The 24,354-nt window shown below is 73.7% G+C and carries 31 protein-coding genes, 1 tRNA gene and 1 riboswitch; of the genes, 12 read left to right on the forward strand and 20 right to left on the reverse strand.

Annotated elements, in window-relative coordinates:
* Positions 1 to 107: 107 nt before the first annotated feature.
* Positions 108 to 1,691: a Rieske 2Fe-2S domain-containing protein gene (locus WCD74_RS18745; protein WP_337696391.1), complete on the reverse strand. Its 1,584-nt coding sequence runs from the start codon at positions 1,689 to 1,691 to the stop codon at positions 108 to 110.
* Between the two features lie 87 nt (positions 1,692 to 1,778).
* On the opposite strand from WCD74_RS18745, the gene WCD74_RS18750 reads away from it, so the two are divergent.
* Positions 1,779 to 2,813 carry a PHP domain-containing protein gene (locus WCD74_RS18750; RefSeq protein ID WP_337696392.1) on the forward strand — a complete coding sequence of 345 codons (1,035 nt, stop codon included), beginning with the start codon at positions 1,779 to 1,781 and terminating at the stop codon, positions 2,811 to 2,813.
* Between the two features lie 330 nt (positions 2,814 to 3,143).
* Here WCD74_RS18750 and WCD74_RS18755 read toward each other — a convergent pair whose 3' ends face one another.
* Positions 3,144 to 4,070, reverse strand: a complete 927-nt coding sequence (locus tag WCD74_RS18755; RefSeq protein WP_337696393.1) for a helix-turn-helix transcriptional regulator — start codon at positions 4,068 to 4,070, stop codon at positions 3,144 to 3,146.
* Between the two features lie 41 nt (positions 4,071 to 4,111).
* Between WCD74_RS18755 and WCD74_RS18760 the strand changes: the two genes are divergently transcribed.
* A complete protein-coding gene (locus WCD74_RS18760; RefSeq protein ID WP_337696394.1) occupies positions 4,112 to 6,334 on the forward strand; it encodes an ATP-binding cassette domain-containing protein in 2,223 nt (740 codons plus the stop codon).
* A 31-nt stretch (positions 6,335 to 6,365) separates the two neighbouring features.
* On the opposite strand, the gene WCD74_RS18765 is transcribed toward WCD74_RS18760, so the two are convergent.
* The gene (locus WCD74_RS18765; RefSeq protein WP_337696395.1) at positions 6,366 to 6,782 is read right to left on the reverse strand and encodes a hypothetical protein; all 417 of its coding nucleotides are present in this window, start codon (positions 6,780 to 6,782) and stop codon (positions 6,366 to 6,368) included.
* Between the two features lie 18 nt (positions 6,783 to 6,800).
* Positions 6,801 to 7,277 carry a L,D-transpeptidase gene (locus WCD74_RS18770; protein ID WP_337696396.1) on the reverse strand — a complete coding sequence of 159 codons (477 nt, stop codon included), beginning with the start codon at positions 7,275 to 7,277 and terminating at the stop codon, positions 6,801 to 6,803.
* 501 nt (positions 7,278 to 7,778) lie between these two features.
* Between WCD74_RS18770 and WCD74_RS18775 the strand changes: the two genes are divergently transcribed.
* Positions 7,779 to 7,851 (forward strand) — tRNA-Lys (locus WCD74_RS18775).
* Positions 7,852 to 7,865: 14 nt separating this feature from the next.
* Here the strand turns inward: WCD74_RS18775 and WCD74_RS18780 are convergent.
* Complete coding sequence (locus tag WCD74_RS18780) at positions 7,866 to 8,213, reverse strand: DUF4333 domain-containing protein (protein WP_337696397.1); 348 nt, start codon at positions 8,211 to 8,213, stop codon at positions 7,866 to 7,868.
* 215 nt (positions 8,214 to 8,428) lie between these two features.
* Between WCD74_RS18780 and WCD74_RS18785 the strand changes: the two genes are divergently transcribed.
* Entirely contained in the window at positions 8,429 to 8,929 is a 501-nt protein-coding gene (locus WCD74_RS18785) for a GNAT family N-acetyltransferase (RefSeq protein WP_337696398.1), read from the forward strand.
* Position 8,930: 1 nt separating this feature from the next.
* On the opposite strand, the gene WCD74_RS18790 is transcribed toward WCD74_RS18785, so the two are convergent.
* The 7 genes from WCD74_RS18790 to WCD74_RS18820 form a co-directional block, all read right to left on the reverse strand.
* Positions 8,931 to 9,128, reverse strand: a complete 198-nt coding sequence (locus tag WCD74_RS18790) for a hypothetical protein (RefSeq protein ID WP_337696399.1) — start codon at positions 9,126 to 9,128, stop codon at positions 8,931 to 8,933.
* A gap of 238 nt (positions 9,129 to 9,366) precedes the next feature.
* Complete coding sequence (locus WCD74_RS18795) at positions 9,367 to 9,774, reverse strand: DUF4333 domain-containing protein (RefSeq protein WP_337696400.1); 408 nt, start codon at positions 9,772 to 9,774, stop codon at positions 9,367 to 9,369.
* Between the two features lie 112 nt (positions 9,775 to 9,886).
* Complete coding sequence (locus WCD74_RS18800; protein WP_337696401.1) at positions 9,887 to 10,201, reverse strand: hypothetical protein; 315 nt, start codon at positions 10,199 to 10,201, stop codon at positions 9,887 to 9,889.
* Between the two features lie 44 nt (positions 10,202 to 10,245).
* Entirely contained in the window at positions 10,246 to 10,605 is a 360-nt protein-coding gene (locus WCD74_RS18805; protein ID WP_337696402.1) for a hypothetical protein, read from the reverse strand.
* A 2-nt stretch (positions 10,606 to 10,607) separates the two neighbouring features.
* The gene (locus WCD74_RS18810; protein ID WP_337696403.1) at positions 10,608 to 11,003 is read right to left on the reverse strand and encodes a RidA family protein; all 396 of its coding nucleotides are present in this window, start codon (positions 11,001 to 11,003) and stop codon (positions 10,608 to 10,610) included.
* A gap of 130 nt (positions 11,004 to 11,133) precedes the next feature.
* Positions 11,134 to 11,448: a DMT family transporter gene (locus tag WCD74_RS18815; protein ID WP_337696404.1), complete on the reverse strand. Its 315-nt coding sequence runs from the start codon at positions 11,446 to 11,448 to the stop codon at positions 11,134 to 11,136.
* Positions 11,449 to 11,469: 21 nt separating this feature from the next.
* Positions 11,470 to 11,541: riboswitch (guanidine-III (ykkC-III) riboswitch) on the reverse strand.
* A gap of 30 nt (positions 11,542 to 11,571) precedes the next feature.
* Positions 11,572 to 12,402, reverse strand: a complete 831-nt coding sequence (locus tag WCD74_RS18820; protein WP_337696405.1) for an SAM-dependent methyltransferase — start codon at positions 12,400 to 12,402, stop codon at positions 11,572 to 11,574.
* A 94-nt stretch (positions 12,403 to 12,496) separates the two neighbouring features.
* Here WCD74_RS18820 and WCD74_RS18825 point away from each other — a divergent pair, with 94 nt between their 5' ends.
* Positions 12,497 to 12,994 carry a hypothetical protein gene (locus tag WCD74_RS18825; RefSeq protein WP_337696406.1) on the forward strand — a complete coding sequence of 166 codons (498 nt, stop codon included), beginning with the start codon at positions 12,497 to 12,499 and terminating at the stop codon, positions 12,992 to 12,994.
* Here the strand turns inward: WCD74_RS18825 and WCD74_RS18830 are convergent.
* From WCD74_RS18830 to WCD74_RS18845, 4 genes are read right to left on the reverse strand one after another with little or no spacing between them, the layout of a single operon-like run.
* Positions 12,928 to 13,491, reverse strand: a complete 564-nt coding sequence (locus tag WCD74_RS18830) for a DUF998 domain-containing protein (RefSeq protein ID WP_337696407.1) — start codon at positions 13,489 to 13,491, stop codon at positions 12,928 to 12,930. The genes WCD74_RS18825 and WCD74_RS18830 overlap by 67 nt on opposite strands.
* A gap of 36 nt (positions 13,492 to 13,527) precedes the next feature.
* On the reverse strand, positions 13,528 to 14,346 hold the full coding sequence (locus WCD74_RS18835; protein WP_337696408.1) for an NAD(P)H-binding protein: 819 nt from the start codon (positions 14,344 to 14,346) through the stop codon (positions 13,528 to 13,530).
* A gap of 26 nt (positions 14,347 to 14,372) precedes the next feature.
* Positions 14,373 to 14,930, reverse strand: coding sequence for a P-loop nucleotide/nucleoside kinase family protein (locus tag WCD74_RS18840; RefSeq protein ID WP_337696409.1), 558 nt, complete (start codon positions 14,928 to 14,930; stop codon positions 14,373 to 14,375).
* Complete coding sequence (locus WCD74_RS18845; RefSeq protein ID WP_337696410.1) at positions 14,927 to 16,147, reverse strand: alpha-hydroxy acid oxidase; 1,221 nt, start codon at positions 16,145 to 16,147, stop codon at positions 14,927 to 14,929. The genes WCD74_RS18840 and WCD74_RS18845 overlap by 4 nt, the downstream gene beginning before the upstream one ends.
* Positions 16,148 to 16,235: 88 nt before the next feature.
* Here WCD74_RS18845 and WCD74_RS18850 point away from each other — a divergent pair, with 88 nt between their 5' ends.
* Positions 16,236 to 16,946: a hypothetical protein gene (locus WCD74_RS18850; RefSeq protein ID WP_337696411.1), complete on the forward strand. Its 711-nt coding sequence runs from the start codon at positions 16,236 to 16,238 to the stop codon at positions 16,944 to 16,946.
* On the opposite strand, the gene WCD74_RS18855 is transcribed toward WCD74_RS18850, so the two are convergent.
* From WCD74_RS18855 to WCD74_RS18865, 3 genes are all read right to left on the reverse strand, one after another.
* Positions 16,943 to 17,284, reverse strand: a complete 342-nt coding sequence (locus tag WCD74_RS18855) for a DUF4190 domain-containing protein (protein WP_337696412.1) — start codon at positions 17,282 to 17,284, stop codon at positions 16,943 to 16,945. The genes WCD74_RS18850 and WCD74_RS18855 overlap by 4 nt on opposite strands.
* A 27-nt stretch (positions 17,285 to 17,311) precedes the next feature.
* On the reverse strand, positions 17,312 to 18,454 hold the full coding sequence (locus WCD74_RS18860; protein WP_337696413.1) for an MFS transporter: 1,143 nt from the start codon (positions 18,452 to 18,454) through the stop codon (positions 17,312 to 17,314).
* 131 nt (positions 18,455 to 18,585) lie between these two features.
* Entirely contained in the window at positions 18,586 to 18,777 is a 192-nt protein-coding gene (locus WCD74_RS18865) for a hypothetical protein (RefSeq protein ID WP_337696414.1), read from the reverse strand.
* Positions 18,778 to 18,912: 135 nt separating this feature from the next.
* Between WCD74_RS18865 and WCD74_RS18870 the strand changes: the two genes are divergently transcribed.
* The 3 genes from WCD74_RS18870 to WCD74_RS18880 all read left to right on the forward strand — a co-directional run bounded on the left by WCD74_RS18870 (position 18,913) and on the right by WCD74_RS18880 (position 21,680).
* Positions 18,913 to 20,124 carry a cysteine desulfurase-like protein gene (locus tag WCD74_RS18870; RefSeq protein WP_337696415.1) on the forward strand — a complete coding sequence of 404 codons (1,212 nt, stop codon included), beginning with the start codon at positions 18,913 to 18,915 and terminating at the stop codon, positions 20,122 to 20,124.
* A complete protein-coding gene (locus tag WCD74_RS18875) occupies positions 20,103 to 20,414 on the forward strand; it encodes a DUF4326 domain-containing protein (RefSeq protein WP_337696416.1) in 312 nt (103 codons plus the stop codon). The genes WCD74_RS18870 and WCD74_RS18875 overlap by 22 nt, the downstream gene beginning before the upstream one ends.
* Positions 20,415 to 20,504: 90 nt before the next feature.
* Complete coding sequence (locus WCD74_RS18880; protein WP_337696417.1) at positions 20,505 to 21,680, forward strand: glycoside hydrolase family protein; 1,176 nt, start codon at positions 20,505 to 20,507, stop codon at positions 21,678 to 21,680.
* Here WCD74_RS18880 and WCD74_RS18885 read toward each other — a convergent pair.
* Positions 21,647 to 22,018, reverse strand: a complete 372-nt coding sequence (locus tag WCD74_RS18885) for a winged helix-turn-helix transcriptional regulator (RefSeq protein WP_337696418.1) — start codon at positions 22,016 to 22,018, stop codon at positions 21,647 to 21,649. The two genes, WCD74_RS18880 and WCD74_RS18885, sit on opposite strands and share 34 nt — an antisense overlap.
* Before the next feature lie 115 nt (positions 22,019 to 22,133).
* On the opposite strand from WCD74_RS18885, the gene WCD74_RS18890 reads away from it, so the two are divergent.
* From WCD74_RS18890 to WCD74_RS18900, 3 genes are read left to right on the forward strand one after another with little or no spacing between them, the layout of a single operon-like run.
* Positions 22,134 to 23,000 carry an NmrA family NAD(P)-binding protein gene (locus tag WCD74_RS18890; RefSeq protein WP_337696419.1) on the forward strand — a complete coding sequence of 289 codons (867 nt, stop codon included), beginning with the start codon at positions 22,134 to 22,136 and terminating at the stop codon, positions 22,998 to 23,000.
* A 51-nt stretch (positions 23,001 to 23,051) separates the two neighbouring features.
* Positions 23,052 to 23,999 carry a diacylglycerol/lipid kinase family protein gene (locus WCD74_RS18895; RefSeq protein ID WP_337696420.1) on the forward strand — a complete coding sequence of 316 codons (948 nt, stop codon included), beginning with the start codon at positions 23,052 to 23,054 and terminating at the stop codon, positions 23,997 to 23,999.
* Positions 23,996 to 24,325, forward strand: coding sequence for a TraR/DksA family transcriptional regulator (locus WCD74_RS18900; protein ID WP_337696421.1), 330 nt, complete (start codon positions 23,996 to 23,998; stop codon positions 24,323 to 24,325). Before WCD74_RS18895 ends, WCD74_RS18900 begins: the two co-directional genes overlap by 4 nt.
* Positions 24,326 to 24,354 lie beyond the last annotated feature (29 nt).

Consider the following 24,354-nt stretch of genomic DNA (forward strand, 5'->3'; position numbering starts at 1 on the left):
GGGCCCCATCAGTCGAGTAGACGGGCCGTGGGCGCCCTTCGCCGGGACGACGGCGCTCTGGCGATGGGCGCCCTTCGGCGATCTACCCGACCGAAGGGGCCCTTCGCTCAATCGCCCAGCTTCTCCGCGCGGATCTCGTGGCCGGCGCTGGTGAGGCAGCGTCCGGTGGCGAGGTTGAACTTCCAGTTGTGCAGCGTGCAGGTGAGCACGTCGCCGTCGACCGCCCCGAACTTCGACAGGTCCGCCGACAGGTGCGGGCACCGGGCCTGGACCTTCCAGCCGTCGAGCTCGATGTCGCGGCCGTCGTCGTTCGCGGCGTCGTACCAGTTCTCGACGTAGTCCATCCGCTCCTCGGACAGACACTTGAAGAACGTGTAGAGGTACTCGTTGTACTGGCCCACCCGGGTGGCGGTGAACCGCACCGAGAGGAACAGCGAGTTCGACCAGTCGACCTCGCCGGTGTCGACGTTGGTCTGCACCAGCGTGCCGGGCACGCCCCAGCGGTAGCGGCACTGCTCGCCGTCGTAGGTGCGGATCTCGCGGCCGGTGAAGTCGAAGACCAGCGACAGCGTGCCGTCGGCGTCGACGCCCGGCGTCGAGTCCGGCATGCCGTGCAGGTCCATCCGCACCGGCCCGCCGATCCCGTCGCACATGTGGTCGGCGCGCTTCATCAGCGGCTCGATCCACTCCTTGAGCTGGCGCAGGATGTCGGGCTGCGGTGCCGACCAGGACGCGCGCTGCGCCGCGATCGCCGGCCGGGCGCGCTCGGCGAACTCCCGGAGGTAGTCCTCCTTCTCGACGAAGATGCGCTCGACCTCGTCGTCGGGCATCGGGTGCGTCAGGTTCCGGACGACGGGTCCGTCGATCTCCGCCGTCGTCCCCGGGAGCAGCAGGTGCCCGCCCTCGTGGCCGAGCTCGCGCATCCGGCCGAGGAACTCCCACTGGTCGGTGAAGATCGACTCGCCCTCGACACCGTCGTAGCCCAGGCCGTTCCACCGGAACAGCTCGTCGTCGAGGAAGCAGGGCGGACCCGCCGTCGGGAAGATGTTGGGGGCGCCGACCTCGCGGATGTAGCGCATCGCGCGGTCCTCCTGCCCGATGCGCTTGCGGCGGGCGAACTCGCGCTTGGCGGCCTTCGGGAGGTCGTAGACCATCGGCCACCAGATCGCGCCCGAGAACTGCGTGAAGTGCGCGTCGTAGGCGCCGAACTCCAGCAGCTCGGGGATGTCGAGCGGGTGCGCGTCGTTCTGGTTGACCACGCGGGCGGTGCCGTCGTCGAGGGAGAGCGCCGAGTCGCCGATCGGCCCGTCGCCCGGGCCCTTGAGCGAGGTGATCATGATGCGCAGCCCGCCGTCGAGCTCGACCGGCTCGGAGGTGCGGGTGCGGATGAAGTGCCGGAAGCCCAGGTCGCGCAGCTCGTGCTCGAGCTCGTCGGTCGGGTAGTCCGGCAGCAGGACGCGGGCGTCCTTGCTGACATTACGTGACAGGTTCTCGGCGTCGAAGTGGTCGCGGTGCAGGTGGGAGACGTAGAGGTAGTCGCACTGCCCGAGCGCGGCCCAGTCGAGCTGCGTGTTGTCCGGGAACGGCACCCACGAGGCGAAGAACGTCGGGTTGGTCCACGGGTCGCAGAGCACGCTGCCGCCCGTCGTCTCGAAACGCATCCCCGCGTGCCCGACTCCGGTGACTCGCACCAGCAGACCTCCTCGAACTCGACCGCCGACCCGATTGTCCGCGTCGCCGCGACACGTCGGCTGCCCGGGTGGGGTATCCCTGACCACGTGACCCGAGTCCCTGTCGACGGTGACCCGATCGCCGCACTGCGCGCCATCGCCTTCTACTACGAGCGCGAGCGGGCCGACACCTACCGGGTGAAGGCGTACCGGACGGCGGCCGACCGTCTGGCGGAGCTCGACCGCGACGAGGTCGAGCAGCGGGCGCGGGCCGGGACGCTCACCGATCTCAAGGGGGTGGGCAAGAAGACGGCCGGGGTCGTGGCCGAGGTGGTGTCGACCGGGACGGCAGCCTCCCTGGAGGAGTTGGCCGCCGCCCACGAGGCGCCCGTCGCCGGCGGGGTGGAGCTGCGCGCCGTGCTGCGCGGCGACTCGCACACGCACTCCACCTGGTCCGACGGCGGGTCGGACATCCTGGAGATGGCGCGCATGGCCCGCGACCTCGGGCACGAGTGGATGGTGCTGACCGACCACTCGCAGAACCTGACCGTGGCCAACGGGCTCTCGCCCGAGCGCCGTCGCCGGCAGTTCGACGTGATCACCGAGGTGAACGAGGAGCTGGCGCCGTTCCGGCTCCTGCGCGGGATCGAGGTCGACATCCTCGAGGACGGGTCGATCGACGCGCCGGACGACCTGCTCGAGGAGCTCGACCTCGTCGTCGCGAGCGTGCACTCGAAGCTGCGGACGCCGTCGGAGGAGATGACCGCGCGGATGGTGTGCGGGGTGTCGCACCCGCTGGTCGACGTGCTCGGGCACTGCACCGGCCGGCTCGTCACGGGCGGGCGGGGGACGCGGCCGCCGTCGACGTTCGACGCCGAGGCGGTGTTCGAGGCGTGCCTGGAGAACGGGGTCGCCGTCGAGATCAACTCCCGGCCGGAGCGGCTCGACCCGCCGCGGACGCTGCTGCGCCAGGCCGTCGAGGCGGGGTGCGAGTTCATGATCGACACCGACGCCCACGCGCCCGGCCAGCTCGACTGGCAGCCCTTCGGCTGCGAGCGCGCCGTGGAGTGCGAGGTGCCGGTCGACAAGATCGTCAACACCCGCCCGGTGCCGGAGTTGCTGGAGTGGCGAACCCGCCTCTGACCAGGGGATTCGATCTCGTTTGCGGATCAGCGGATCCGCGCTTAGCGTGGTCGGTACATGGGAGAGGAGGTGGTCCGACGTTGATGAACGACAGGACTCGTGAGGTGTCCGTCAGCTAGCCGACGTCAGGTCGTGGAATTGACCGGCTCCGCTCCTTCGTAGCGGACACGTCAGCTGGTGAATCCACGGCGGACACCGGACCCCCGGAGCGCTCGGAGTTGTCCATCCGAGCCCCGTGAGCGCCGCTCGCGGGAAGCATGCTCCGGGGGTCTTTCATGTGCGGCTCCGCCGCACGTGTGCACTTACTGGGCCTATGGCCCCACTTTCTGCTCACGTGGCGGCACGCCACATCGCCGACGAGATCTCCCGCGACCGCTCGATCAGCTCCGGCGGGCCCTCGATCACGTAGGGCACGCCCACCATCGCGAGCGTGATCGCCAGCCACTCCCACGAGTCCGGGGCCGAGACGAAGCGGCACTCGTCGTCGCCGAGCGCCTCCACCGCACCCGCCTCCGCGATCAGCCGCTCCGAGACCACCGCGGCCGGCGCCGCGAAGCGCACCACCGCCCGCGTCGTCGAGAGCGGGACCGACACCGAGGCCTGGACGAAGCTCACCGGGTCGTCGGGCGGCGTCCGCTCCGCGAACGTGGTGCCCGGGACGTCCAGCCCGGTAATCCGGTCGAGGCGGAAGGTCCGCCAGTCCTCGCGGTCGCGGTCCCAGCCCAGCAGGTACCAGCGCCGGGCCAGCGCGACCTGCCGGACCGGCTCGACCCGCCGTCGCGACCCCTCCCCGGACCGCGCGACGTAGGTGAACCGCACGTCCTGCCGCGCGCCGATCGCCGCACCGAGCGTCTGCAGCACCTCCAGCGGGACGGCCGCCCGGGACACCGCGTCGAGCGAGGACGACACCGCCCGCACCCGGTGCGCCAGCCGCGACGGGAGCACCTGTTCCAGCTTGCGCAGCGCCCCGTCCGCGGCGCCCGTCCCGGCCACGAGCCGCAGCCCGACGACCGCCGCGACCGCCTCGTCGTCGGTGAACAGCAGCGGCGGCACCGCCGACCCCGCGACGAGCCGGTACGCGCCGCCCGGACCCCGCCGCGACTCCACCGGGTAGCCGAGCTCCCGCAGCCGGTCGAGATCGCGGCGGACGGTGCGCGGGGAGGCGCCGAGCCGCGCGGCCAGGTCCGCCCCGGTGTGCTCGCGACCGTCCTGCAGCACCGAGAGCAGCTCGAGCATCCGCACCGACGGACTGGTCATTGTGGCCACGATACGACCACAACTCGGTCAACGATGGCCGCATGACCGACCACATCCGCATCGTCGGCGCCCGCCAGCACACCCTGCGCGGCCTCCACCTCGAGATCCCCCGCCGCGCGATCACGGTGTTCACCGGCGTCTCCGGCTCGGGCAAGACGTCGCTGGTGTTCGACACGATCGCCGCGGAGGCGCAGTCGCAGCTCAACGAGACGTTCCCGGCCTTCGTCCGGAACCGCCTGCCCTCCTACGGCCGACCCGACGTCGACCTCGTCGAGAACCTCTCGCCGGTCGTGGTCGTGGACCAGCGTCGGCTCGGTGCGAACGCGCGCTCGACGGTCGGGACGATCACCGACATCGCCCCGCTGCTGCGCCTGCTCTTCTCGCGCGCGGGGACGCCGACGGTGGGCGAATCGACGGCGTTCTCGTTCAACGACCCCGCGGGGATGTGCGAGCGGTGCAGCGGGCTCGGGGAGGTGGTCACGCCGCGCCCCGAGACCTTTCTCGACGACGGGTCCACCCTCGCCGAGGGCGCGATCCGGCTGCCCGGGTTCGGCAACACGCCCGGGCAGGCGCGCTACTGGTACCGCAAGTACGCCGAGACCGGGTGCTTCGACGTCGACCGGCCGCTGCAGGACTGGCCGGCCGAGCGCCGCGCGCTGCTGCTCGAGGGCGGGCCGGAGCTGCCGGTCGAGGGGCTGGTCGAGCACTTCACCCGCATCTACCTGCAGGCCGAGGGCGAGATGTCGGCCCGCAAGCAGGCGACGGTGGAGCGGTTCAGCACGCGGGTGCGCTGCCCGGACTGCGACGGAGCCCGGCTGAACGCCCGTGCCCGGTCCGTCACGGTGGCCGGGCGGACGTTCCCGGAGTGGTGCGCGGTCGAGGTGGCCGAGCTGGTCGACCTGGTGCGGACGGTCGCCGAGCCGGCCCCGGTGGTGGAGTCGCTCGCGGACCGGTTGGCCGCGCTGGACGAGGTCGGGCTCGGCTACCTGACGCTGGACCGCCCGACCGGCACGCTGTCCGGCGGCGAGGCGCAGCGGGTGAAGACGGTCCGCCACCTCGCGTCGAGCCTGATCGAGATGCTGGTGGTGTTCGACGAGCCGACCGTCGGCCTGCACCCGCGGGACGTCGAACGGCTCGTCGGCCTGCTGCGGCGGCTGCGCGACCGGGGCAACACGGTCCTCGTCGTCGAGCACGCGCGGGACGTCGTCGCGGTGGCCGACCACGTCGTCGACCTCGGTCCCGGAGCGGGTCCCGACGGTGGGTCGGTGCTGGTCGGAGGGGACGTCGCGGACCTGCGCGCCGCGGACACCCCGACCGGACGGGCCCTGCGGGCCGGGCCGGCACCCGTCGTCGGGACGAGCCGGACACCGACCGGATGGCTGCCGGTGCGCGGGGCGGACCGGAACACGCTGCGGGGCGTCGACGTCGACGTGCCGACCAGGGTGCTCACGGCGGTCACCGGGGTCGCGGGGTCCGGCAAGTCGAGCCTGGTCGACGTCCTGGTCGAGCAGCACCCGGGCGCCGTGCGGCTGGACCAGTCGGGGCTGACGACGTCACGGCGCTCGTCGCTGGCGACCTACACCGGCATCGCGACGGACCTCCGCAAGCGGTTCGCCCGGGCGCACGGCGTGCCGGTGTCGCGGTTCAGCGCGAACTCCGGCGGCGCGTGCCCCGACTGCGACGGGCTCGGCGTCCAGTACACCGATCTGGCGTTCCTCGCCGGGGTGTCGACGCCGTGCCCGACCTGTCGCGGCCGCCGCTTCTCCGAGGAGGTGCTCGCGATGACGGTCGACGGCCGGTCGATCGCCGACGAGCTGGACCGCACGGTCGACGACGCCCGCGAGGACTTCCCGACGATGCTGGGCGCGCTCGCCGACGTCGGGCTCGGGCACCTGACGTTGGGTCGCCCGACGTCCACGTTCTCCGGCGGGGAGCGGCAGCGGCTGCGCCTGGCGCTGGAACTCGCGCGGGGCGCGTCGTCGGGGACCTACGTGCTGGACGAGCCGACGACCGGCCTGCACCCGACCGACGTCGACCGCCTCGTCGGCGTCTTCGACCGCCTCGTCGACGCGGGCCACACGGTGGTCGTCGTGGAGCACGATCTCGACGTCGTCGCCCGCGCCGACCACGTCATCGACCTCGGGCCCGGCGCCGGCCGGCACGGCGGCACCGTGGTGTTCAGCGGGCCGCCGCGCGAGCTGGTGCGGTGCGAGGCGTCGTCAACCGGTGCCGCCCTCCGGGCGTCAGCACTGCGGCCATGCTGACACCGGACGTCACATTCGTGGGGGGTACGAGCTACCGGGCGGCGTGCCGCGGCCGGTCGTCGACGCCGAACGAGGAGCCGTAGGGCGCGTCCATCTGCGCTCCGAAGGAGGCTGCGTCGTCGTCCCGACGGCGGCGGCGCCCGCCGGTCCCGACGATGCTCGGGGTGTCGCCGGTCAGCGGCGTCTCGAGGTCGTAGGGCCGCTCGGCGCGCCGCTCCCGGCGCGGCGGGGTCGTGACGACGGGTGCATGCGGGCCGGTGCCCGGCAGGTTGCCGCGCCCGACCCACTCCGCCTCCTGCGCGATGCGGTAGGTCTGGCAGGGCCACGAGGCGGTGCGGCCCGCGGTGTCGCGGCACCCGCCGCAACGGCCCCCGCCGTCGGGAACGTGCTCGGCCAGGACCCGGCGCACCAGGTCGGGCATCTCGGACATGACCGTGGCCATCGACATGCGTGGCCTCCTATCGCGTTACGGGAGGATCTGGACCTCGTCGTTGACCTGCAGGAAGTCGAAGAACGCCTTCGAGTCGTCGTCGCCGAGGTGCACGCACCCCGCCGACGCGCGCTGCAGGCTGCCGCCGTGGAAGGCGTCGCCCGGCGCGAAGAACACCGAGTAGGGCATCGGCGCCTGGTTGTACTCGCGCGAGTGGTGGAACTGGTCCTTCCACATCACGTGGAACACGCCGGTCGGGGTCTCGTTGCCGGGGCCGCCGGTCGTGACCGGCACCGGGCCGCGGGCGAGCGTGCCCTTGCCGTCGCCGATCCACGCCTTCTGCTGCGAGATGCTGACGCACGCCTTGGCGGTGACCGCGCAGGGCGGCGCCCCGGGGGCCGGCGCGGCGAGGGCCGGCACGGCCGCCGACAGCACCCCGACGCCGATGGCGGCGGCGGCGAGGGCCACCCGGACGAGGCGGCGGCGCTCGGAGTGCCCCTGATGACGACCCAACTCGTGTCCTTCCCCGACGGTCGCGGCGGTCGTTGCGGCGTGACCATACGTCGCGGTCAGGTCACCGATCGCGATCGGTGGGATCACGGGCCGTGGTGTGGCGGCGTGCGGCATCCGGGCGGCTGCTGGTCGCCTGACCTGCACGAACGGCCGTCCGCGGTGCCGTTGTGAGCCCGGTCTCCGCCGAGCGGTGGGGAGGGCGCGGCGCTCGGGTGGAGCAGTCCGGGACGGCCTGCGTGCGGTGTCCGGATCCGGGTTCGCGACGGCGGGTCGGCGCGGGCGCCGAGCGGGGCCACGACTGCGCCGAGTGGGCAGGGGCGTGTCGCGAGGTGCCGTCGTGGTGCCGCGGGTGATCGCGGCGCTCGGCGCGGTGCGGCGGGGCCGGAGCCCGAAGGGCTGCCGGCGAACCGTGTCCGCCGGACCGGGTCGGCCTGAGGTGGGCGACGCCCGAGCCCGACGTGTGCCGGCCCCCCGACGACCCCGCTACGCTCGATGACCAGCGGGCCTCTAGCTCAATGGGCAGAGCATCGGACTTTTAATCCGCTGGTTGTGGGTTCGAGTCCCACGGGGCCCACATCCACGTCGCCGTCATTCGGGCCGGCGGAACTCGTAGGCGACGTCCTCTCCGTCGACCGAGGTCACCGTCGCCCGGACCACGAACAGGGGCGTCTCGGCACCGACGACGGAGCAGTCGATGGTCGCGCCGACCTCGGCGGTCAGGTCGTCGGCGCACGTCGCGGAGCCGCTCGGGACGAGACCGGCCGCGTCCTCGGCGACGACGGCCGCCGGGACGGTGTGTGTCGCCACGAGCTCGTCGAGCCCGGTGACCTGCGCGAGGCAGATCAGGAGGTAGGCGGCCGCGCCGGCGAGCGCCAGGGTCGATCCCCACCGGCTCGTCGAGGAGCGCTTCGGGGCGGGCGTCGTGGATCGGGACACGCGGACTCCTCGGGCGGGCCGCCGAGAGGTCGCGGCCGGTGCTCACAGCGTCTCCGTCGATCACGCCGCCCACCGCCACCTGCGACACAGCCGCAGTGTCAGCGCGACGACAGATCCCGGAGTCCGCGGAGCGCCGCAGGAAGATCCGGACTTCTGGGGCGTGTCGCACGGTCTCTTGCGCGTGTCGCCACAGAAGTCGCGATCATGTTCCGGCGATGTGGAGCACTCGTGCGGAGCGGCCGGGCGACGAACCCGCGATCCGGGCCGTCATCGAGAAGGCCTTCCCGACGCCGGCCGAGGCCGACCTGGTCGACTCCCTCCGCGCCGACCCGGACGCCTGGGTCGACCTCTCCTTCGTGACGACGAGTCCGGACGGCGAGCTGGCCGGCCACGCCCTGCTCACCCGCTGCCACATCAATGGCGGACCGGCGCTCGCCCTCGCCCCCTGCGCGGTCCTGCCGGAACACCAGGGCCGCGGCGCCGGCTCGGCGGCGATCCGCGCGGCTCTCGACGCCGCCCGGGATCGCGGCGAGAACCTCGTCGTCGTCCTCGGGCACGCGGACTACTACCCGCGGTTCGGGTTCACGAAGGCGTCTACCCACGGTGTCCGCGCCCCGTTCGACGTGTCCGACGAGGCGTTCCTGGCGCTCGCCCTCGATCCGGGCCGCCCGACCCCGAGCGGCACGGTCACCTACCCACGCGCCTTCGGCGTCTGAATCACGACACCGGCAGCAGCTCCCACGCCGTCGGCCACGGCACGGACGCCTCCGGGTCGGTGATCGGGTCCTCGTACCCGGCCACCCGCACCTGGCTCGCCGTGATCACCGCCCGGGCCCGCTCCTCGCCGATCCCCGCGCCCGTCAACCGCTCGAGCAGGGTGGCGGGGCGAGGTTCGGGGCGCGGGTACTCGAGCACTCCACGACGCTAAATCCGTCCCGACCCCGACGGCCGTGGCGACGGGCCGGGCGCGGCCGAGATCACCGGGACGGGGCTGCGGCCCGCACACGGCCGAGCCGGGCGGCCCTGCCCGACGAGCGCGTTGCGGGACGCAACGCCCACGTCGCCGAGGTCGACCTCCGCCCGCCGTGTGCGCGGCGCAAGAGCCTCGCCGTCCCGACGGCGGGCCGCGCGCGCCGCCGTCGGGAAGGGTGCGTCAGTCGACCTGCTCGAGGTCGTAGCGGACGTCGTCGCCGTCGACCGCGGTCACGGTCGCGCGGACGTCGTAGCGCTCCGGCCCACCGAGCACGGAGCAGGTGATGGTCGCGCCGACCTCGGCACGCAGGTCCTGGGAGCACATGGCGACCCCGCCGACGATCCGGCTCTGGATCTCGCCCTGCACCGTCGACGACTCGACGACCCCGGGCCCGAACAGGTCCCCGGCGAGCGCGCCGACGCCGCCCACGAACTGGATCAGCGAGAACAGGACACCGACGATGCTCAGTACGAGCACGGCGATCGGGCCGGCCTTCGACTTCTTCGGCGGCGGCGCCTCCGAGGGGCCGGGCCCGGGAGTGACGCCGTTGATCGGGGCGGCGGGCTCGGGCGTGACGGAAGCGGTCATGACGACTCCTCGGTGCGGCGGCCACCCTGTGCGGCCGGTACGAGGAGCGTCGCGGACGCGAGCGGCGCCGTCCGCCGTCGTCGTCACACTCCGTGTGTCACCGCCGCGACAGTCACATCTCCCGCTCGAGGTGCGCGCGCACCGCGGTGCCGTCGTCGTTCATCCAGTCCTTGGACCGGGCGTAGGAGAGCATGCCCTCGAAGTCCGACTCCCAGCCCTCGGGCACCCGCCCGGCGGCGAGCCGGCGGAGGGTCTCCACCGGGATCATCACGTGGTTGCCGTCGGGCAGGAGCTCCCCGCCCGCGTGCTCGGTCATGACCTCGTGCAGACGGGCGGGCGTGAGCCGCTGCTTGTACGAGGCGTACAGGTCGTTCACGTGCTCGGGCTGGTGGAGGCTGACACCGTCGTCGGCGATCTCGAGGTACACATCGGCCACCCTGCCCGGCGATCACCGCCGACGCGAGGGGACCGTCACACCGGGACGGCGGCCCGCCGCCACCACACGACGACGAGGACCAGCCCCACGAGGCTGACCAGCATGCCGACGGCCAGCCCGGTACGTACGTATCCGGGTTGCTCGCCGAGGAGGTAGTAGGGGAGCGCCATCAGCGTCGATATGGCGCGCGTCGCGAACACGACCGCGACGCCCGCCGGGCGGCCGCGCCAGGCCGGCACGGTCGCCACGAGCCCGACCACCGACAGCACGAAGCCCGGGACGATGAACCAGGCCGGGTTCCCCGGGGTGCCGACGAACCCGATGCTCACCAGGTCGGCGAGGTTCGCCAGCGTGAGCAGCGCGAGGGCCGCCGTGCCCGTGCCGGTCCGCTCCACGGTCAGGCCACCGCGGTCGCTTCGAGTTCGAGGAGCAGCTCGGGGAACGCCAGGCGCTGCACGCCGAGCAGCGTCATGGACACGACGTAGCCGTCGCGCCCCATCCGCTCGCCGAGGCTCTCCGTCGCCCCGAAGAAGGCGTCGACGTCGGTGGTGTAGACGTTCAGCCGGACGATGTTCGCGGGCGTCATCCCGGACTCGGCGAGGACCGTCTCGAGGTTGTCGAGCGAGAGGTGGGCCTGCGCGGTCATGTCGCCCTCGTGCTGCGGGTGCCCGTCCTTGTCCACCGAGGTCTGCCCCGCGCAATACACCGTCCGCCGGCCCCCGGTCACCTCGATGGCCTGCTGGAACCCGTAGGCGACCGACCACTCCCACGGGTTGATGACTCGTCGATCCATCGTCCTGCTCCTCTGTGGCCGTGATGTGGGTCACGCCCGATGGTGGAGCAGGTCGTGAACGGAGAGCAACCATGCGCCGGACCCGGACGAACTCAGCAACTCGTTCGGCCCAGCGAACGATGACATCAGGTCAGTGCAGGATCTTCAGCCCGATCACGCAGGCCACGATGCCGCCGAGCAGCAGGGCCTTGACCACCGTGAACGGCTCGTCCCCGGTCGCCATCGCGTACGCGACGGTGCCGACGGCGCCGATCCCGACCCAGACCGCGTAGGCGGTGCCGGTCGGCAGGTCCCGCATCGCGAACCCCAGCCCGACCATGCTGGCGACCACCGCGACCGCGAACACGACCAGCGGGGTCAGCTTCGAGAAGCCCTGCACCTTGCCCAGCGCCGTGGCCCAGACGGCCTCGAGCACCCCGGACACGACCAGGACGACCCACGCCATGACGACACCTCGCTCAGGGGAGAAGCGCCGTCTTGTCGGGGTCCGGGTACGGCGTCACTCTCGTCCGGAGAGGCCGTCGTCGGACGGCTCGGGGCGAGCCTCGCACCCGTCGTCGGGACCGGGCTACGGCTTGCGACCCACGACACCCGCGAGGCACTTCTGCGCCGGCGAGAGCGGGTTGAGCCGCGGGCCGTCCGGCCACCACTCGCTGACCAGCGAAAATCCCGGCGGGACGAGCTCGAGGCCCGCCATCATCTCCAGGATCTCGTCCTGCGTGCGGAAGACGCCGCTGCCCAGCGGGCTGTGGACGAAGACGTCCTCCATGCGGCGGGCCAGCGCGGAGTTCTCGTCCTGCGGGTCGTAGAAGTGCGAGAGCGCGACGTAGGAGCCCGAGGGCAGGGCGTCGATGTAGGTCTTCATGATGTCGGCCGGGGGACGCTCGCCGACGTAGTGGTGCAGCGTGCCGAGCTGGAGCAGGGCGAGCGGCTGGCCGAAGTCCAGGAGGTCGCGGACGATCGGGTCGGCCAGCACCTCCTCCGGCTTGGTCAGGTCGGCCGGGGAGAACCGGGTGAGCTCGTTCTCCTCGAGCAGGGCCCGGCCGTGGGCGACCACCGACGGGTCGTTGTCCACGTAGACCACGCGGCTCTCGGGGGCGATCCGCTGCGCGGCCTGGTGGGTGTTCTCGGCGGTCGGCAGCCCGGACCCGAGGTCGAGGAACTGGCGGATGCCGGTCTGCCCGGCGATGAAGCGGGTGACGCGGATGAGGAACTGGCGGTGGTCGACGGTGAACTGCTCGACCTCGGGGGCGACCAGCTTGAGCTTCTCGACGACCTCGCGGTCGGCCTCGAAGTTGTCCTTGCCGCCCAGCGCACAGTCGTAGACCCGCGCGATGCTCGCCCGGGTCCGGTCGATCGTGGCCGGGGCCTTGGGTGAGGCCGGCCGTTCGATGCTCATCGGTGCTGCTCCCGCCAGAGTCCCGCCGTGTCCGACCTCATTGTGGCAGGTTTCAACTTCCCTACGGCAGGTGTGCGCCGGTCAGACTGTCCGGGTGCGCGATGCCGTCGGTGGGCTGCTGATCCGGGCCGGGGACCTCCTGGGCGGCCGCGCCCGACGCGGGCTCACCGTCGCCGAGCGGTCCGTCCTCGCACCCGTGTTCCGCGACGGCCTGGACCTCGACGCGATCCGGGTCGTGCCCGAGCGCGCGGGGCCGCTCGGGCTGAACCGGCGCCCGGTCACGCTGGGCACGACGATCCACCTCAAGGGGCGGACCGGACCCGGCCTGCTCGTGCACGAGGCCGTGCACGTGTGGCAGTACCGGCGGCTCGGGGCCCGCTACGTCCTCGACGCGATCCGGGCGCAGTACTCCCGCACGGGCTACGACTGGCGTGCCGCCGGGACCGACCGGTTCGCCGCGCTCAACCTCGAGGCGCAGGCCCAGCTCGTGCAGGACCTGCACGACGACCCGGGGCTCGCCACGGCCTACCCCGCACTCGTCGCCGACGCCCTGGCCAGCGTCCGCAGTCCGAGCACGCCGAGCACGAGGTAGCCGGGCCAGAGGGCGAGCCGCTCGAGCAGCCCGCCCAGGTCCGGCGCGAGGCCCAGCAGGAAGACCGCGGAGGCGACGATGCTCACCGCCCCGAGCGCGATCGCGATCCGGCTGCGTAACGCCGTCCCCGTGAGTAGCAGCGCGACCGGTTGCGCGAGGAAGACCGGCGCGGAGACGACGAGGTGGGCCACCGGGGCGGTGTCGAGCGGGGCCAGGCCGGTCGCGACCGACGACAGGCCGGCGACCACCCACAGCACGCGGGCGGTGGGCGACGGCGGGTCGCCCAGCACGGCGCCGAGCACGAGGGTCACCCCGAACAGCACGAACGCCCCGTTCATGACGACGTGGCCGGGCGAGAGCGCGGCGACGCCGAGCTCGCTGATGGTGCTCGAGACGAGGTCGTAGGACGTCACCGCCGCCGCGGCCACGAGCAGCTCCACCACGATGTAGAGCGGCTGCGTCGCCCGGCACAGGGCTCCGACCCGACGTGCGTCCATGCCCCGGACGTTAGGCCGACGACGGGTCCGTGGGCGTCATCCGAAGGTCGCGGCGTGCTCGGTGAACCAGTCCGAGACGCTGCGGGCCTCGCGGCCGGTCACCTCGCGGACGGTGGGGTGCACGACCAGGGCCTCGGCGGGCGGGTCGGTGAGGATCGCGAGGAACCAGTCGATGTCGGCGTCCGGCCAGCCCTGCGCGCGGTACTCCGCGAGCAGCTCGTCCCGGCTCTGCTCGACCAGGGTGATGTCCCGGCCGAGCACGGCGCCCAGCGCGCGGACCTTGTCCCGCGGCGTGACCACCTCCGGCCCGGTGAGCACGAGCGACTCCCCGGCGTGCCCACCCGTCGTCAGGATCGCGGCGGCGACGGCGGCGATGTCGCCCTCGTGCACGGTCGGCCCGCCCGCGTCGACGAACGGCGCCCGCACCAGGCCCTCCGCCCGCACCGACGGCGCCCACTCGAGCATGTTCGCCATGAACTCCACGCCGCGCAGGAAGGTCCAGTCGACCGGTCCCGCGGCGACGGCCTCCTCCAGCGGCGTGCGCTCCACGTCCCCGGACAGCACCGCGAGGCGCCGGACCCCCGCCCGCTTCGCGAGCGCGACGATCTCCGGGCCGGTGGTCAGGGGCTCGTTCTCCGAGCCGAAGGTGATGAGGTGGGCGGCCTCGACGCCGTCGAACACTCCCCCGAGCGTGGCGACGTCGGACAGGTCCCCGCGCACGACCTCGACCTCTCCGGGCAGGTCGGCGCGTTCCGGACGGCGGGTGAGGGCGCGAACGGGGCGGCCGGCGGCGAGCAACTCGTGGACGAGGTGGCGGCCCACCTGGCCCGTGGCTCCGGTGACGAGAACGGTCATACCGGACACTCTGACTAGTGAGGCGGTCAGCTCCGGTCCGCCATGAGCCGCAGCTGTCCGGCGAGATCGTGCAGGGTGTCGACGACCAGGTGCGGCACCGGCGGCGGCACGTCCGGGCGCATGCGGGCGACGAAGGCGTCGAAGTCGGCCAGCTTCCCGGTGTCGTGGCTCCGGCCGCGGTCGACGAGGCGCTGCCGCAGCGTCGCCGGGTCGACCCGCACCCACACCAGGTGCACCGCGGGACCGCCGAGCGCGTCCACGAAGGCCGACCACCGCTCCGGGTCCCGGATCTGACCGGTGAACGGGGCCACCAGCAGCACCGGGCACCCGTGCCGGCGGATCTCGCGGGCGGCCGCCGTCATCCCGCCGTACTCGTGGACCTTGACGTGCTCGTCGTACCAGGGGCCCTCGCGCTCGCCGTCGTCGCGACCGGCCGCCGCGAGGGTCGCGCCGACGAACCCGCCGTAGAGCGTGTCCTTGTCCAGGAGCGCGGGATGCGGGTCGAGCCGCTCCGCGAGCGCGGCCGCGACCGTGGACTTGCCCGACCCGGGCGGCCCCGCCACCACCCAGACGTCGGCGCTCACGCCGGGCGCAGCCGCACCCGGGAGGGATCGAGGTCGTCCATGCGCGGCACGCCCATCAGCGCCAGCGTGCGCTCCATCTCGGCCCGCAGGATGTCGAGCACGCGCGTCACCCCGGCCTCGCCGCCGGCCATCAGCCCGTACATGTAGGCCCGTCCCACGAGCACGGCCTGCGCCCCGAACGCCTTCGCGGCGACGACGTCCGCACCCGACATCACGCCGGTGTCGACGAAGACGCTCGCGCGGCCGCCCACGGCGGCGACGACGTCGGGGAGGATCTCCAGCGGCACCGGCGCCCGGTCGAGCTGGCGCCCACCGTGGTTGGACACCACGACGGCGTCCGCGCCGAGGTCGACGACCGCCCTCGCGTCGTCGGGGTGCTGGATGCCCTTGACCACCAGGTGCCCGGGCCACTGCTCGCGCAGCCAGGTGACGTCCTTCGCGACCGCCGTCGGGTCGAACATGTGCGTGACGAGCTCGGCGACGGTGCCGTTCCACGAGTTCAGCGACGCGAACGTGAGCGGCTCGGTGGTCAGCACGTTCGCCCACCAGGCGGGATGGCGCGCCATGTCGAGCAGCGTCCGCGCGGTCAGCGACGGCGGGATCGTCAGGCCGTTGTGGTTGTCGCGCAGGCGGGCCCCGGGCACGGGAGTGTCGACCGTGAGCACGAGCGTGTCGTAGCCCGCCTTGCGCGCGCGGTCCACCAGCTCGCCGGAGGCGTCGCGGTCGTTCCACAGGTAGAGCTGGAACCAGTGGCGGGCGAGCGGGGCCTCGTCGCGGAACTCCTCGATCGACGTCGTGCCCATGGTGGACAGGGCGTACGGCACGCCCGCCGACTCGGCGGCGCGCACCACGGCCCGCTCGCCCTCGTGGTGCGCCATCCGCGTGAAGCCGGTGGGTCCGAGGATCACCGGCATCGCGGCGGACTCGCCCAGGATGGTGGTCGTGGTGTCGATGGTCCCGACGTCGCGCAGCACCCGCGGGGAGAACTCGACGCGCGAGAACGCCTCGCGCGCCCGCCGCAGCCCGATCTCCTGCTCCGCGGCGCCGTCGACGTAGTCGAACACCGCCCGCGGCGCCCGCCTGCGGGCCGCGGCACGGAGGTCGGCAACGGTGAACGAGGACTCCAGCCGACGGCGGGTCGGGTCCAGCCGCGGCGGGCGGACGCGCAGCAGCGGACTCAGGTCGGAGTACCGGGGGCGCTGGCGTCGCACGGGCACGCGGACTCCTTCGTCGCGGGAACCGACCGACCACAACACGGCGCCGCGGCGAGGGCAAGGCGGGAACCGGACCGTTGTCGACTATGGCGTGGGTCACCTACCGTGGGGGCTCGCCGACGAGCAGGGGGCGACCGCCATGGACGAGGCCACGCGGGCGTTGCTGGACCTCTGGGACACCACCGAGGAGGCCGTCGACGGCCTCGCCGCCGCCGACTGGGGGCGGCCGCTCGGGCGCACCGACCGTGCCCGGGCCTGCGCCGCGCTGGACACGGGCGGCGGGGACGGCGCCGACGTGGCCGATCTGGTCACCCACCTCGGCGGCGGCCACCCCGCCGACCCGCGGCGGATGCGCGAGGCGCTCGCGGTCGCGCACGCCCGGGCGGACCGGCAGCTCACCCGGTCGGCCCCGAGCGGCGACGACCTGGCCGCGCAGTGCCTCGACATGTGCCTGCACACCCACGACCTGCTCGCCGCCCTGGACCGCGACCTCGACCCCGACGAGGCCGGGCCCGCCGCGCTCAAGGCGTGCCGGCTCGTCGTCGGGACCCTCCCGCGACTGCTCGCGTGCACCCCGCACCCGCGGGCCTCCTGCCTGCGGGTGGTGGTCCGCGCGGGCGAGGGCGCCGCCGTCATCGACCGCTCCTTCCCGACGACGGGTTCCGGGGCGGCCGAGACGCTCGAGGCCGAGGCGGTCGCCCTGGTGCTGCTGCTCGCGGGACGGCGGGACGCGGACGAGCTGCGTGACCTGGTGGCGTGGGACGGTCCGACCGCGGAGCAGGTGCTCGCCGCGGCGCGTTAACCCGTCGTCGCCACCGTCCCGAGGACCATGAGCATCACGACGAGCCAGATCGCGAAGACCAGCACGATGATCGCGGTCTGCGCCGCACCGATGATGAGCCCGGCGAGCGCCATGCCGTCGCCCTGCTCGCCGGTCTGCCGGATCTGCTTGCGGGCCATGATGCCGAGGACGATCCCGACCGGGGCGACGAAGATCCCGCACAGCAGGGCCGCCAGCGCGAGGGAGTTCGTGGGCGCGACCGGCGCGTAGGGGCCGTACGGGCCGTACGGGCCGGGCGGTGGACCGGGGTACGGAGCCGCGGGTGGTGGGACGGCCTGCCAGGGCTGCTGCGGGTTCATCCCGGCATCCTGTCACTCTGCGTAGCGTCAGTCCATCGTCCGGCGGTACAGCGCCACGAAGGCGACCGCGGCGATGGCGGCGACGACCACGGAGAAGACCACACCGGCCGTCACGAGCCCCAGGGCGGCCGAGGCGATGCCCTCGCCGATGACCGGCAGCGAGAGGGCGACGTAGAGCACGAGGAAGAAGCTCGACGCCACCTCGCTGCGCCGCTCGGGCGGCGCGCCGGCGGTGACCGCCCCGAGCCCGGCGCGGAACGACATACCCTGGCCGACGCCGGCGACGGCGGCGCCCGCGAGGAGGACGGCCATCGACGCAAGGGCCAGGGACGACCCGACCACGAGGACGCCGACGACCAGGGTGCCGCACCCGACGAGCAGGGCCGGCCGCAGGGCGAGGCGCGAGGAGGCGACCTGGCCGAGCGTGGAGGATCCGAGCAGCGTGAACACGACGAGGCCGCTCACCAGGTGGTTCTCCACCCGCAGGACCTGGCCGAGGAAGGCGGGGGAGACCGCGGTGAAGAGGCCGAGCACCGCGAATCCCGCGAATCCCGCGATCGCGGCGCCGACGAAGACCCCGCGCACCTCGGTGGGCACTCCGAACTTCTGCGGCGCCCAGGAGACGGGCCCGTCGGGCGGGTCGGTCGGTTCCGCGACGAGGAGGAGACCGACCGCGGTGAGCCCGACGAGCACGATGTGCACGGCGTAGGGCAGGACCAGCGGGAGCGGGGCGAACTCGGCGAGCGCCCCGGCGAGGACCGGGCCGAGGCCCAGCCCGAGCATGTTCACGCAGGCGGCGAGGAGGTTGTAGCGGGCCTGCCGTCCCGCGGGCGCGAGGTCGACCAGCATGGCGGTCGCGGTGCCGGTGAAGATGCCGGCCGAGAGCCCGGAGAGCAGGCGCCCGACGAACAGCGCGGTGAGGCTGTCGGGGATCAGGAAGACCGCGCTGGAGACGGCCGCGAGGGCGAGGCCGGGCAGGAGCACGGCCCGGCGGCCGAGCTGGTCGGAGAGCCGCCCGGTGAGCACCAGGGCGGCGGCCACCCCGACGGCGTACGTGGCGAAGACCAGCGTGACGACGACCTGGCCGAAGCCCAGCTCCCGCTCGTAGAGGGGGTAGAGCGGCGTCGGCATCGTCGTGCCGATCATCGTGGTGAGGAAGGCGAGTGCCACGAGGACGGCGGCGGTGGGGCCACGGAGTGCCCCGGGTCCCCGGCGCCCGCGTCGGGCTGTGGTGGTGCGGATGACGGGCTCCCGTCGCTCGGCCTCGGTCCGACGACGGTGGTGCCCGCTGCGGGCCGCGCCTACGCGGTGGCGGCGGTCTCCTCGTCGCGGACGGTGTTGAGGACCGACAGCAGCACGGCGGCGCCGACGTCCTCGCGCCACCGCGGCCGGGGCCGCTCGGTCGGTGCGGTGCGCGAACCGACCGCGGACAGCGTGCGCTGCGTGGTCGGCGTCGAGGTCGCCCGGCCGTCCCTCACGAGTCCCGCGTCCATCTCGTCCACCCCGCTCCCGTTCGGCGCGACCATCGCGCCGTTCGTCGTGCGTGTATCCGCAGATTCGTCATGAATCGTTACCTCGAAACCTCCTGGTCCTCACAACGGGTGATCGGCGCGGCTAGCGTGGCCGACGTGTCGGCACCCTTCTACGACGTCGCCGCCCTGCGCGCCCGCTTCCCGGCGCTCGGTGCCGGCCACGCCCACTTCGACGGTCCGGGCGGGTCGCAGGTGCCGGTCGAGGTCGCGCGGGCGGTGGCGGAGACGCTGACCGCGCCGATCGCGAACCGGGGGACGGTCACCGCGGCCGCCCGATTCGCCGAGCAGGTCGTGCTCGACGCCCGGCAGGCGGTGGCCGACCTGCTCGCGGTGGACCCGTCCGGCGTCGTGTTCGGCCGGTCGATGACGGCGCTGACGGTCGACCTGGCGCGCACGCTCGCCCGCGGGTGGGGGCCGGGCGACGAGGTCGTCGTGACCCGCCTCGACCACGACGCGAACATCCGGCCGTGGGTGATCGCCGCCGAGCGGGCCGGCGCGACGGTCCGGTGGCTGGAGTTCGACCCCGGGACCACGGAGCTGGACGACGTCCGCACGGTCCTCTCCGAACGCACCCGGGTCGTGGCGGTGACCGGCGCGTCGAACCTCGTCGGGACCCGCCCGGACCTGCCCGCGATCGCCGAGCACGTGCACGCCGTCGGCGCGCTGTTCGTGGTCGACGGGGTGCACCTGACCGCGCACGCGGCGATCGACGTCGCCGCCCTCGGCGCGGACGTCTTCCTGTGCTCGCCCTACAAGTTCCTCGGCCCGCACTGCGGCGTGCTCGCTGCCGACCCGGCGTTCCTGGACACGCTGCGTCCGGACAAGCTGCTGCCGTCCACCGACGCGGTCCCCGAGCGCTTCGAGCTCGGCACGCTGCCCTACGAGCTGCTGGCCGGGACGACGGCGGCGGTGGACGTGCTGGCCTCGCTCGGCGCCTCCGAGGGCCCACGCCGCGAGCGGCTCGTCGTCGGGATGGCAGCCGTCGAGGCACACGAGGACCGGCTGCGCGTGCGGATCGAGGAGGGCCTCGCGGCCCTGCCCGGGGTGGTGGTGCGCAGCCGCGCGGCGCACCGGACCCCGACGCTGCTGGTGGAGGTCCCCGGTGGGAACGAGCGGGCCGCCGCCTTCCTCGCCGGGCACGGCGTCTTCGCCCCGGCCGCCTCGTTCTACGCGCTGGAGGCGTCGCGCCGGCTCGGCCTCGGCGACGACGGCGCCCTGCGGATCGGCCTCGCGCCCTACTCGGACGACGACGACGTCGACCGGCTGCTGAACTCGTTGGGGGAGGCGTGCCGGACAGGGTCCAGCTGAGGCGTACGAAGGGGTGGCGCAAGCCGGAGGGGACGATCACGGTCGCGCGTCCGTCGGCGTGGGGGAACCCGTTCAAGCTCGGGGAGACCGTCGACGTGGGCGGGGAGCGGGTCACGCTCGACCGCGACCTCATGATCGCGCTCTACCGGCGGTGGCTCGCCGAGCACCCGGAGCTCGTGGAGCGGGCGCGGTCGGAGCTCGCGGGCCACCACCTCGCCTGCTGGTGCGCTCCCGACGAGCCGTGCCACGCGGACGTCCTGCTGCGGGTCGCCGCGGGCGGGGAGCCGTAGAGCCCGTTCGTCCTTCCCGGTGATCGCACGATCGGGCTACGGTGCCGCGCCATGGGGGCAGGTGGCGGGCAGGCTCGCCGTGTGACGGGTGTGGCAGCTGTGGTCCTGGTGGGTGCGCTGCTGGTCGGCTGCGGGAGCGGGCCGGCCGCTGAGCAGGCGTCGGCGCCGACCGCGGAGGCGGTGACACCCGCCGTCGGGAAGGTGCTCCCGACCGCGTGGGAGCGGCTCGCCGCGAGCGCGGACCGGCTCGACCCCGCGCAGGGCTACCCGCGCTCGGTCGAGGGCGGCGCGAGCACGTGGACCACCAAGCCGGTGGACGACTGGACGTCGGGCTTCTTCCCCGGCCAGCTGTGGTTGGCGCACACGCTCACGAAGGACCCGGCCTGGGTCGCGCGGGCGCAGCGCTGGACCGCCCCGATCGCCGGGCAGGTCACGCGCACCGACACCCACGACCTCGGCTTCGTCGTCGGCGACAGTTTCGGCGAACAGCAGCAGCAGACCGGGCAGGGTGCGCAGGAGGTCGTCACCGCCGCCCGCTCGCTGGCCACCCGCTACTCGCCGGCGGTAAAGGCGATCAAGAGCTGGGACACCGACGGCGACGACGACAAGCGCGGCTCGTGGCGCTTCCCGGTCATCATCGACACGATGATGAACCTGCCGCTGCTCGACCAGGCGGCGGCGCTGCCGGGCGGCGACCCGGCCTGGCGCGACCTGGCCACCCAGCACGCGCGCACCGCGTCGACGACGAACATGCGGCCCGACGGCAGCGTCGCGCACGTCGCCGTGTTCGACCCGGACACCGGTGCCTTCGTCAAGCGCGACACCTGGCAGGGGGCCGACCCGGAGTCGACGTGGAGCCGCGGGCAGGGCTGGGCCATCCACGGGTTCGCCGAGCAGGCGCGCGTGAGCGGCGACCCGGAGCTGCGCGCGGCGGCGGTGAAGGCGGCCGACTGGTGGCTCGCCCACACCGCGCCGGGCGCCCGCGTGCCCTCCTGGGACTTCTCGAAGCCCGGCGAGGAGCGCGACACCAGCGCGGCCGCCGTCGCCGCGGCCGGGCTGATGGACCTCGGCCGTCAGACCGGCGACGCCCGCTACCGGCAGGCCGCCGTCGAGACCCTGGACGAACTGGCCACCCGCGACGTGGCGCCGTCCGGCCCGGCGCTGCTCGCGCACGCGGTCGGCGGGAAGCCGCAGGACAGCGAGGTCGACGTGGGGATGGTCTACGCCGACTACTACTTCCTCGAGGCCGTCGCCCGCGCGTCGTAGTCCGACCGCGCGGACTCGACGTCGCCGATGTGGGTCTCGGCCCAGTCCTCGAGCCGGCGCATCAGCCCGACGAGGTCGTGGCCGAGGTCGGTGAGCCCGTACTCCACGCGCGGGGGCACCTCCGCGTACACGGTCCGGTGCACCAGGCCGTCGCGCTCCAGCCCGCGCAGCGTCTGCGTGAGCATCTTCGGCGTGATCCCGTGGATGCGCCCCGCGATCCCGCCGTGCCGCAACGTGCCGTCGGCCAGCGTGCTCACGACGAGGACACTCCACCGGTCGCCGATGCGGTCCAGGACCTGACGGCTCGGGCAGTCCGCCGCGTACAGATCGCCTCTCACCCGTTCACTATCCGTCAGGTACCTACCGCACTTCAAGGTGCCCACTCTCCGTCGGGAAGTGATCGACGGCGAGCCGGGTTGGCTCCGGCGACCGCCTCACCCGAAGGAGCACGCCGTGTACGTCATCACCGGAGCCACCGGAGCGCTGGGCCGCCTCGCCGTCGAGATCCTGCTGGAGCGGGTCCCCACGGACCAGGTCCGCGCGACCGGACGGCGGGTCGCGACGCTGGACGACCTCGCGGCGCGCGGCGTCGACGTGCGCCGCGCCGACTACGACGACCCCGCGTCGCTGCGCGACGCCCTCGACGGCGCCACCCGCGTGCTGTTCGTGTCCGGGAGCGAGGTGGGGCAGCGGATCCCGCAGCACCGCGCCGTCGTCGAGGCCCTCGCCGCGACGCCGACCCTCGAGCTCGTCGCCTACACCAGCATCCTGCACGCGCAGGAGTCCGACGTGGTCCTCGCGCAGGAGCACGCCGACACCGAGCGCCGCCTCGCCGAGGCCGGGCTGCCGACCGTGCTGCTGCGCAACGGCTGGTACGTCGAGAACTTCCTGACGGCGGTCGGGGCGGACCTCGAGCACGGCATGATCGGTGCCTCCGGGGACGGCCGCTTCGACGCGGCGACCCGCGCGGACTACGCGGCGGCCGCGGTGGCGGCACTGACCGGCGGGGCGTCGGCCGGCGACATCCTGGAGCTCGGCGGCCCGGGCTTCACCCGTGCCGAGCTGGCCGCCGAGATCGGGCGGGCGGTCGGGCGCCCAATCACCTACACCGACCTGTCCGAGGCGGAGTTCACCGCTGCGCTCGTCCAGGCCGGCCTGCCCGAGGCCTTCGCGGCGGTGCTCGCCGACAGCGACCGCGGCGCGGCGCAGGGCCTGCTCGCCGCCCCGGGTGACGACCTCGCCCGCCTGCTGGGCCGTCCGGCCCAGTCGTGGACCCGGGTGGTCGCTGATGCGGTGCGAGCGGTGCTCGTCACCCCCTGAGCAGGCCGTTCCTCCGTCCGTGCGACCGGACGCGGCGGTACTGTCCGTTTCGTGTCCGCCGCCGGCCCGGTCCCCGACGCCCCGCCGATCCGCAGCGTGCTGCTCGTCTACAACCCGAACAGCACCGGCGGGGGTGAGGGCAAGGCCCACACGCTCGCCCGCGAGCTCAAGGAACTGACGCCGGGGCTCGACGTCGAGCTCGTGCCGACCGAGTACGCCGGCCACGCGCGCACGATCGCCGAGAGCGCGGCGCGCACGTACAAGCCGGTCGTCGTCTCGGTGTCCGGCGACGGCGGGTACAACGAGGTCGTCGACGGCGCCATGGCCGGGGGCGACGGCACCCGCACCGGCACCGTGGTCGCCGTGACGTCGGCCGGGAACGCCAACGACTTCCGTCGCGTGACCCGCCGCCGCCCGCTCGCCGAGGCGATCGCCGAGGGCCACGTCGAGTACCTGGACGTGCTGCGGCTGACGATCGGCACCAACCGGCCGCGCTACGCGCACTCCTACATCGGGCTCGGCATCACGCCGGTCGTCGCGCTGGCGCTGGAACAGGGCGGGAAGGGGTCGCTGCGCGAGCTCGTCACGACCTTCCGCGAGTTCCTGCGCTTCAGCCCGTTCGAGATCGAGCTGGAGGCGTTCGAGGGGGAGTCCCGCGACGGCGTCGGGGTCGGCGACTACCTGGGCCGGCACGTCTACGACAGCCTGATCGTCGCCAACCTGTCCGAGATGGCGAAGTACGCGGTGCTCTCCGAGGGCGACCCCGCCGACGGGCGCTTCGAGATCGTGTCGATCCCGCACCGCGGCCGGGTCCGCCTGCTGTTCACCGGGCTGCGGGCGGCGTGGCAGGGCCTGGGCTGGCAGCCGAGCGCGAAGCACCTGCGGTTCCGCACGTTCGGCGAGCTCCCGCTGCAGCTCGACGGCGAGGTGATCACGCTGCCGGCCGACACCTCGGTGGCCGTCGAGCTCGTCCCTGGTGCCCTGGCGACCCTGCGGTGAGCGCGGCCGACGATCTCGCCGCGGCCCGCGACGAGACCCGGGCGCGGATCGCGGCGCTCGAGGCGCAGGTCGCCAGCATCGTCGAGACCGCCTCGGCGAGCTCCGGCGACGACGAGCACGACCCCGAGGGCCAGACGATCGCCTACGACCGCGCGCAGGCCCAGGCCCTCCTCGACCGCTCGCGCGCCGACCTGGCCGAGATCGACGCCGCGTTCGCCCGGCTCGACGCCGGCACCTACGGGATCTGCGAGGTGTGCGGTCGCACGATCCCCGGCGAGCGCCTCGAGGCCCGGCCCGCCGCGCGCCGGTGCGTGCGGCACGCCTGATCGTCCCGGCCTCTCCACGTCAGCACTGC

Source organism: Actinomycetospora aurantiaca, assembly GCF_037401875.1.
In the GTDB taxonomy this organism is placed as follows: domain Bacteria; phylum Actinomycetota; class Actinomycetes; order Mycobacteriales; family Pseudonocardiaceae; genus Actinomycetospora; species Actinomycetospora aurantiaca.

Coding starts and splice junctions, on each gene's coding strand:
- WCD74_RS18835 (WP_337696408.1), bottom strand. CDS start 14,346: ATGACCGTTCTCGTCACCGGAGCCACGGGCCAGGTGGGCCGCCACCTC.
- WCD74_RS18865 (WP_337696414.1), bottom strand. CDS start 18,777: ATGGACGCGGGACTCGTGAGGGACGGCCGGGCGACCTCGACGCCGACC.
- WCD74_RS18765 (WP_337696395.1), bottom strand. CDS start 6,782: ATGTCGATGGCCACGGTCATGTCCGAGATGCCCGACCTGGTGCGCCGG.
- WCD74_RS18760 (WP_337696394.1), top strand. CDS start 4,112: ATGACCGACCACATCCGCATCGTCGGCGCCCGCCAGCACACCCTGCGC.
- WCD74_RS18755 (WP_337696393.1), bottom strand. CDS start 4,070: ATGACCAGTCCGTCGGTGCGGATGCTCGAGCTGCTCTCGGTGCTGCAG.
- WCD74_RS18795 (WP_337696400.1), bottom strand. CDS start 9,774: ATGACCGCTTCCGTCACGCCCGAGCCCGCCGCCCCGATCAACGGCGTC.
- WCD74_RS18815 (WP_337696404.1), bottom strand. CDS start 11,448: ATGGCGTGGGTCGTCCTGGTCGTGTCCGGGGTGCTCGAGGCCGTCTGG.
- WCD74_RS18830 (WP_337696407.1), bottom strand. CDS start 13,491: ATGGACGCACGTCGGGTCGGAGCCCTGTGCCGGGCGACGCAGCCGCTC.
- WCD74_RS18855 (WP_337696412.1), bottom strand. CDS start 17,284: ATGAACCCGCAGCAGCCCTGGCAGGCCGTCCCACCACCCGCGGCTCCG.
- WCD74_RS18820 (WP_337696405.1), bottom strand. CDS start 12,402: ATGAGCATCGAACGGCCGGCCTCACCCAAGGCCCCGGCCACGATCGAC.
- WCD74_RS18785 (WP_337696398.1), top strand. CDS start 8,429: ATGTGGAGCACTCGTGCGGAGCGGCCGGGCGACGAACCCGCGATCCGG.
- WCD74_RS18810 (WP_337696403.1), bottom strand. CDS start 11,003: ATGGATCGACGAGTCATCAACCCGTGGGAGTGGTCGGTCGCCTACGGG.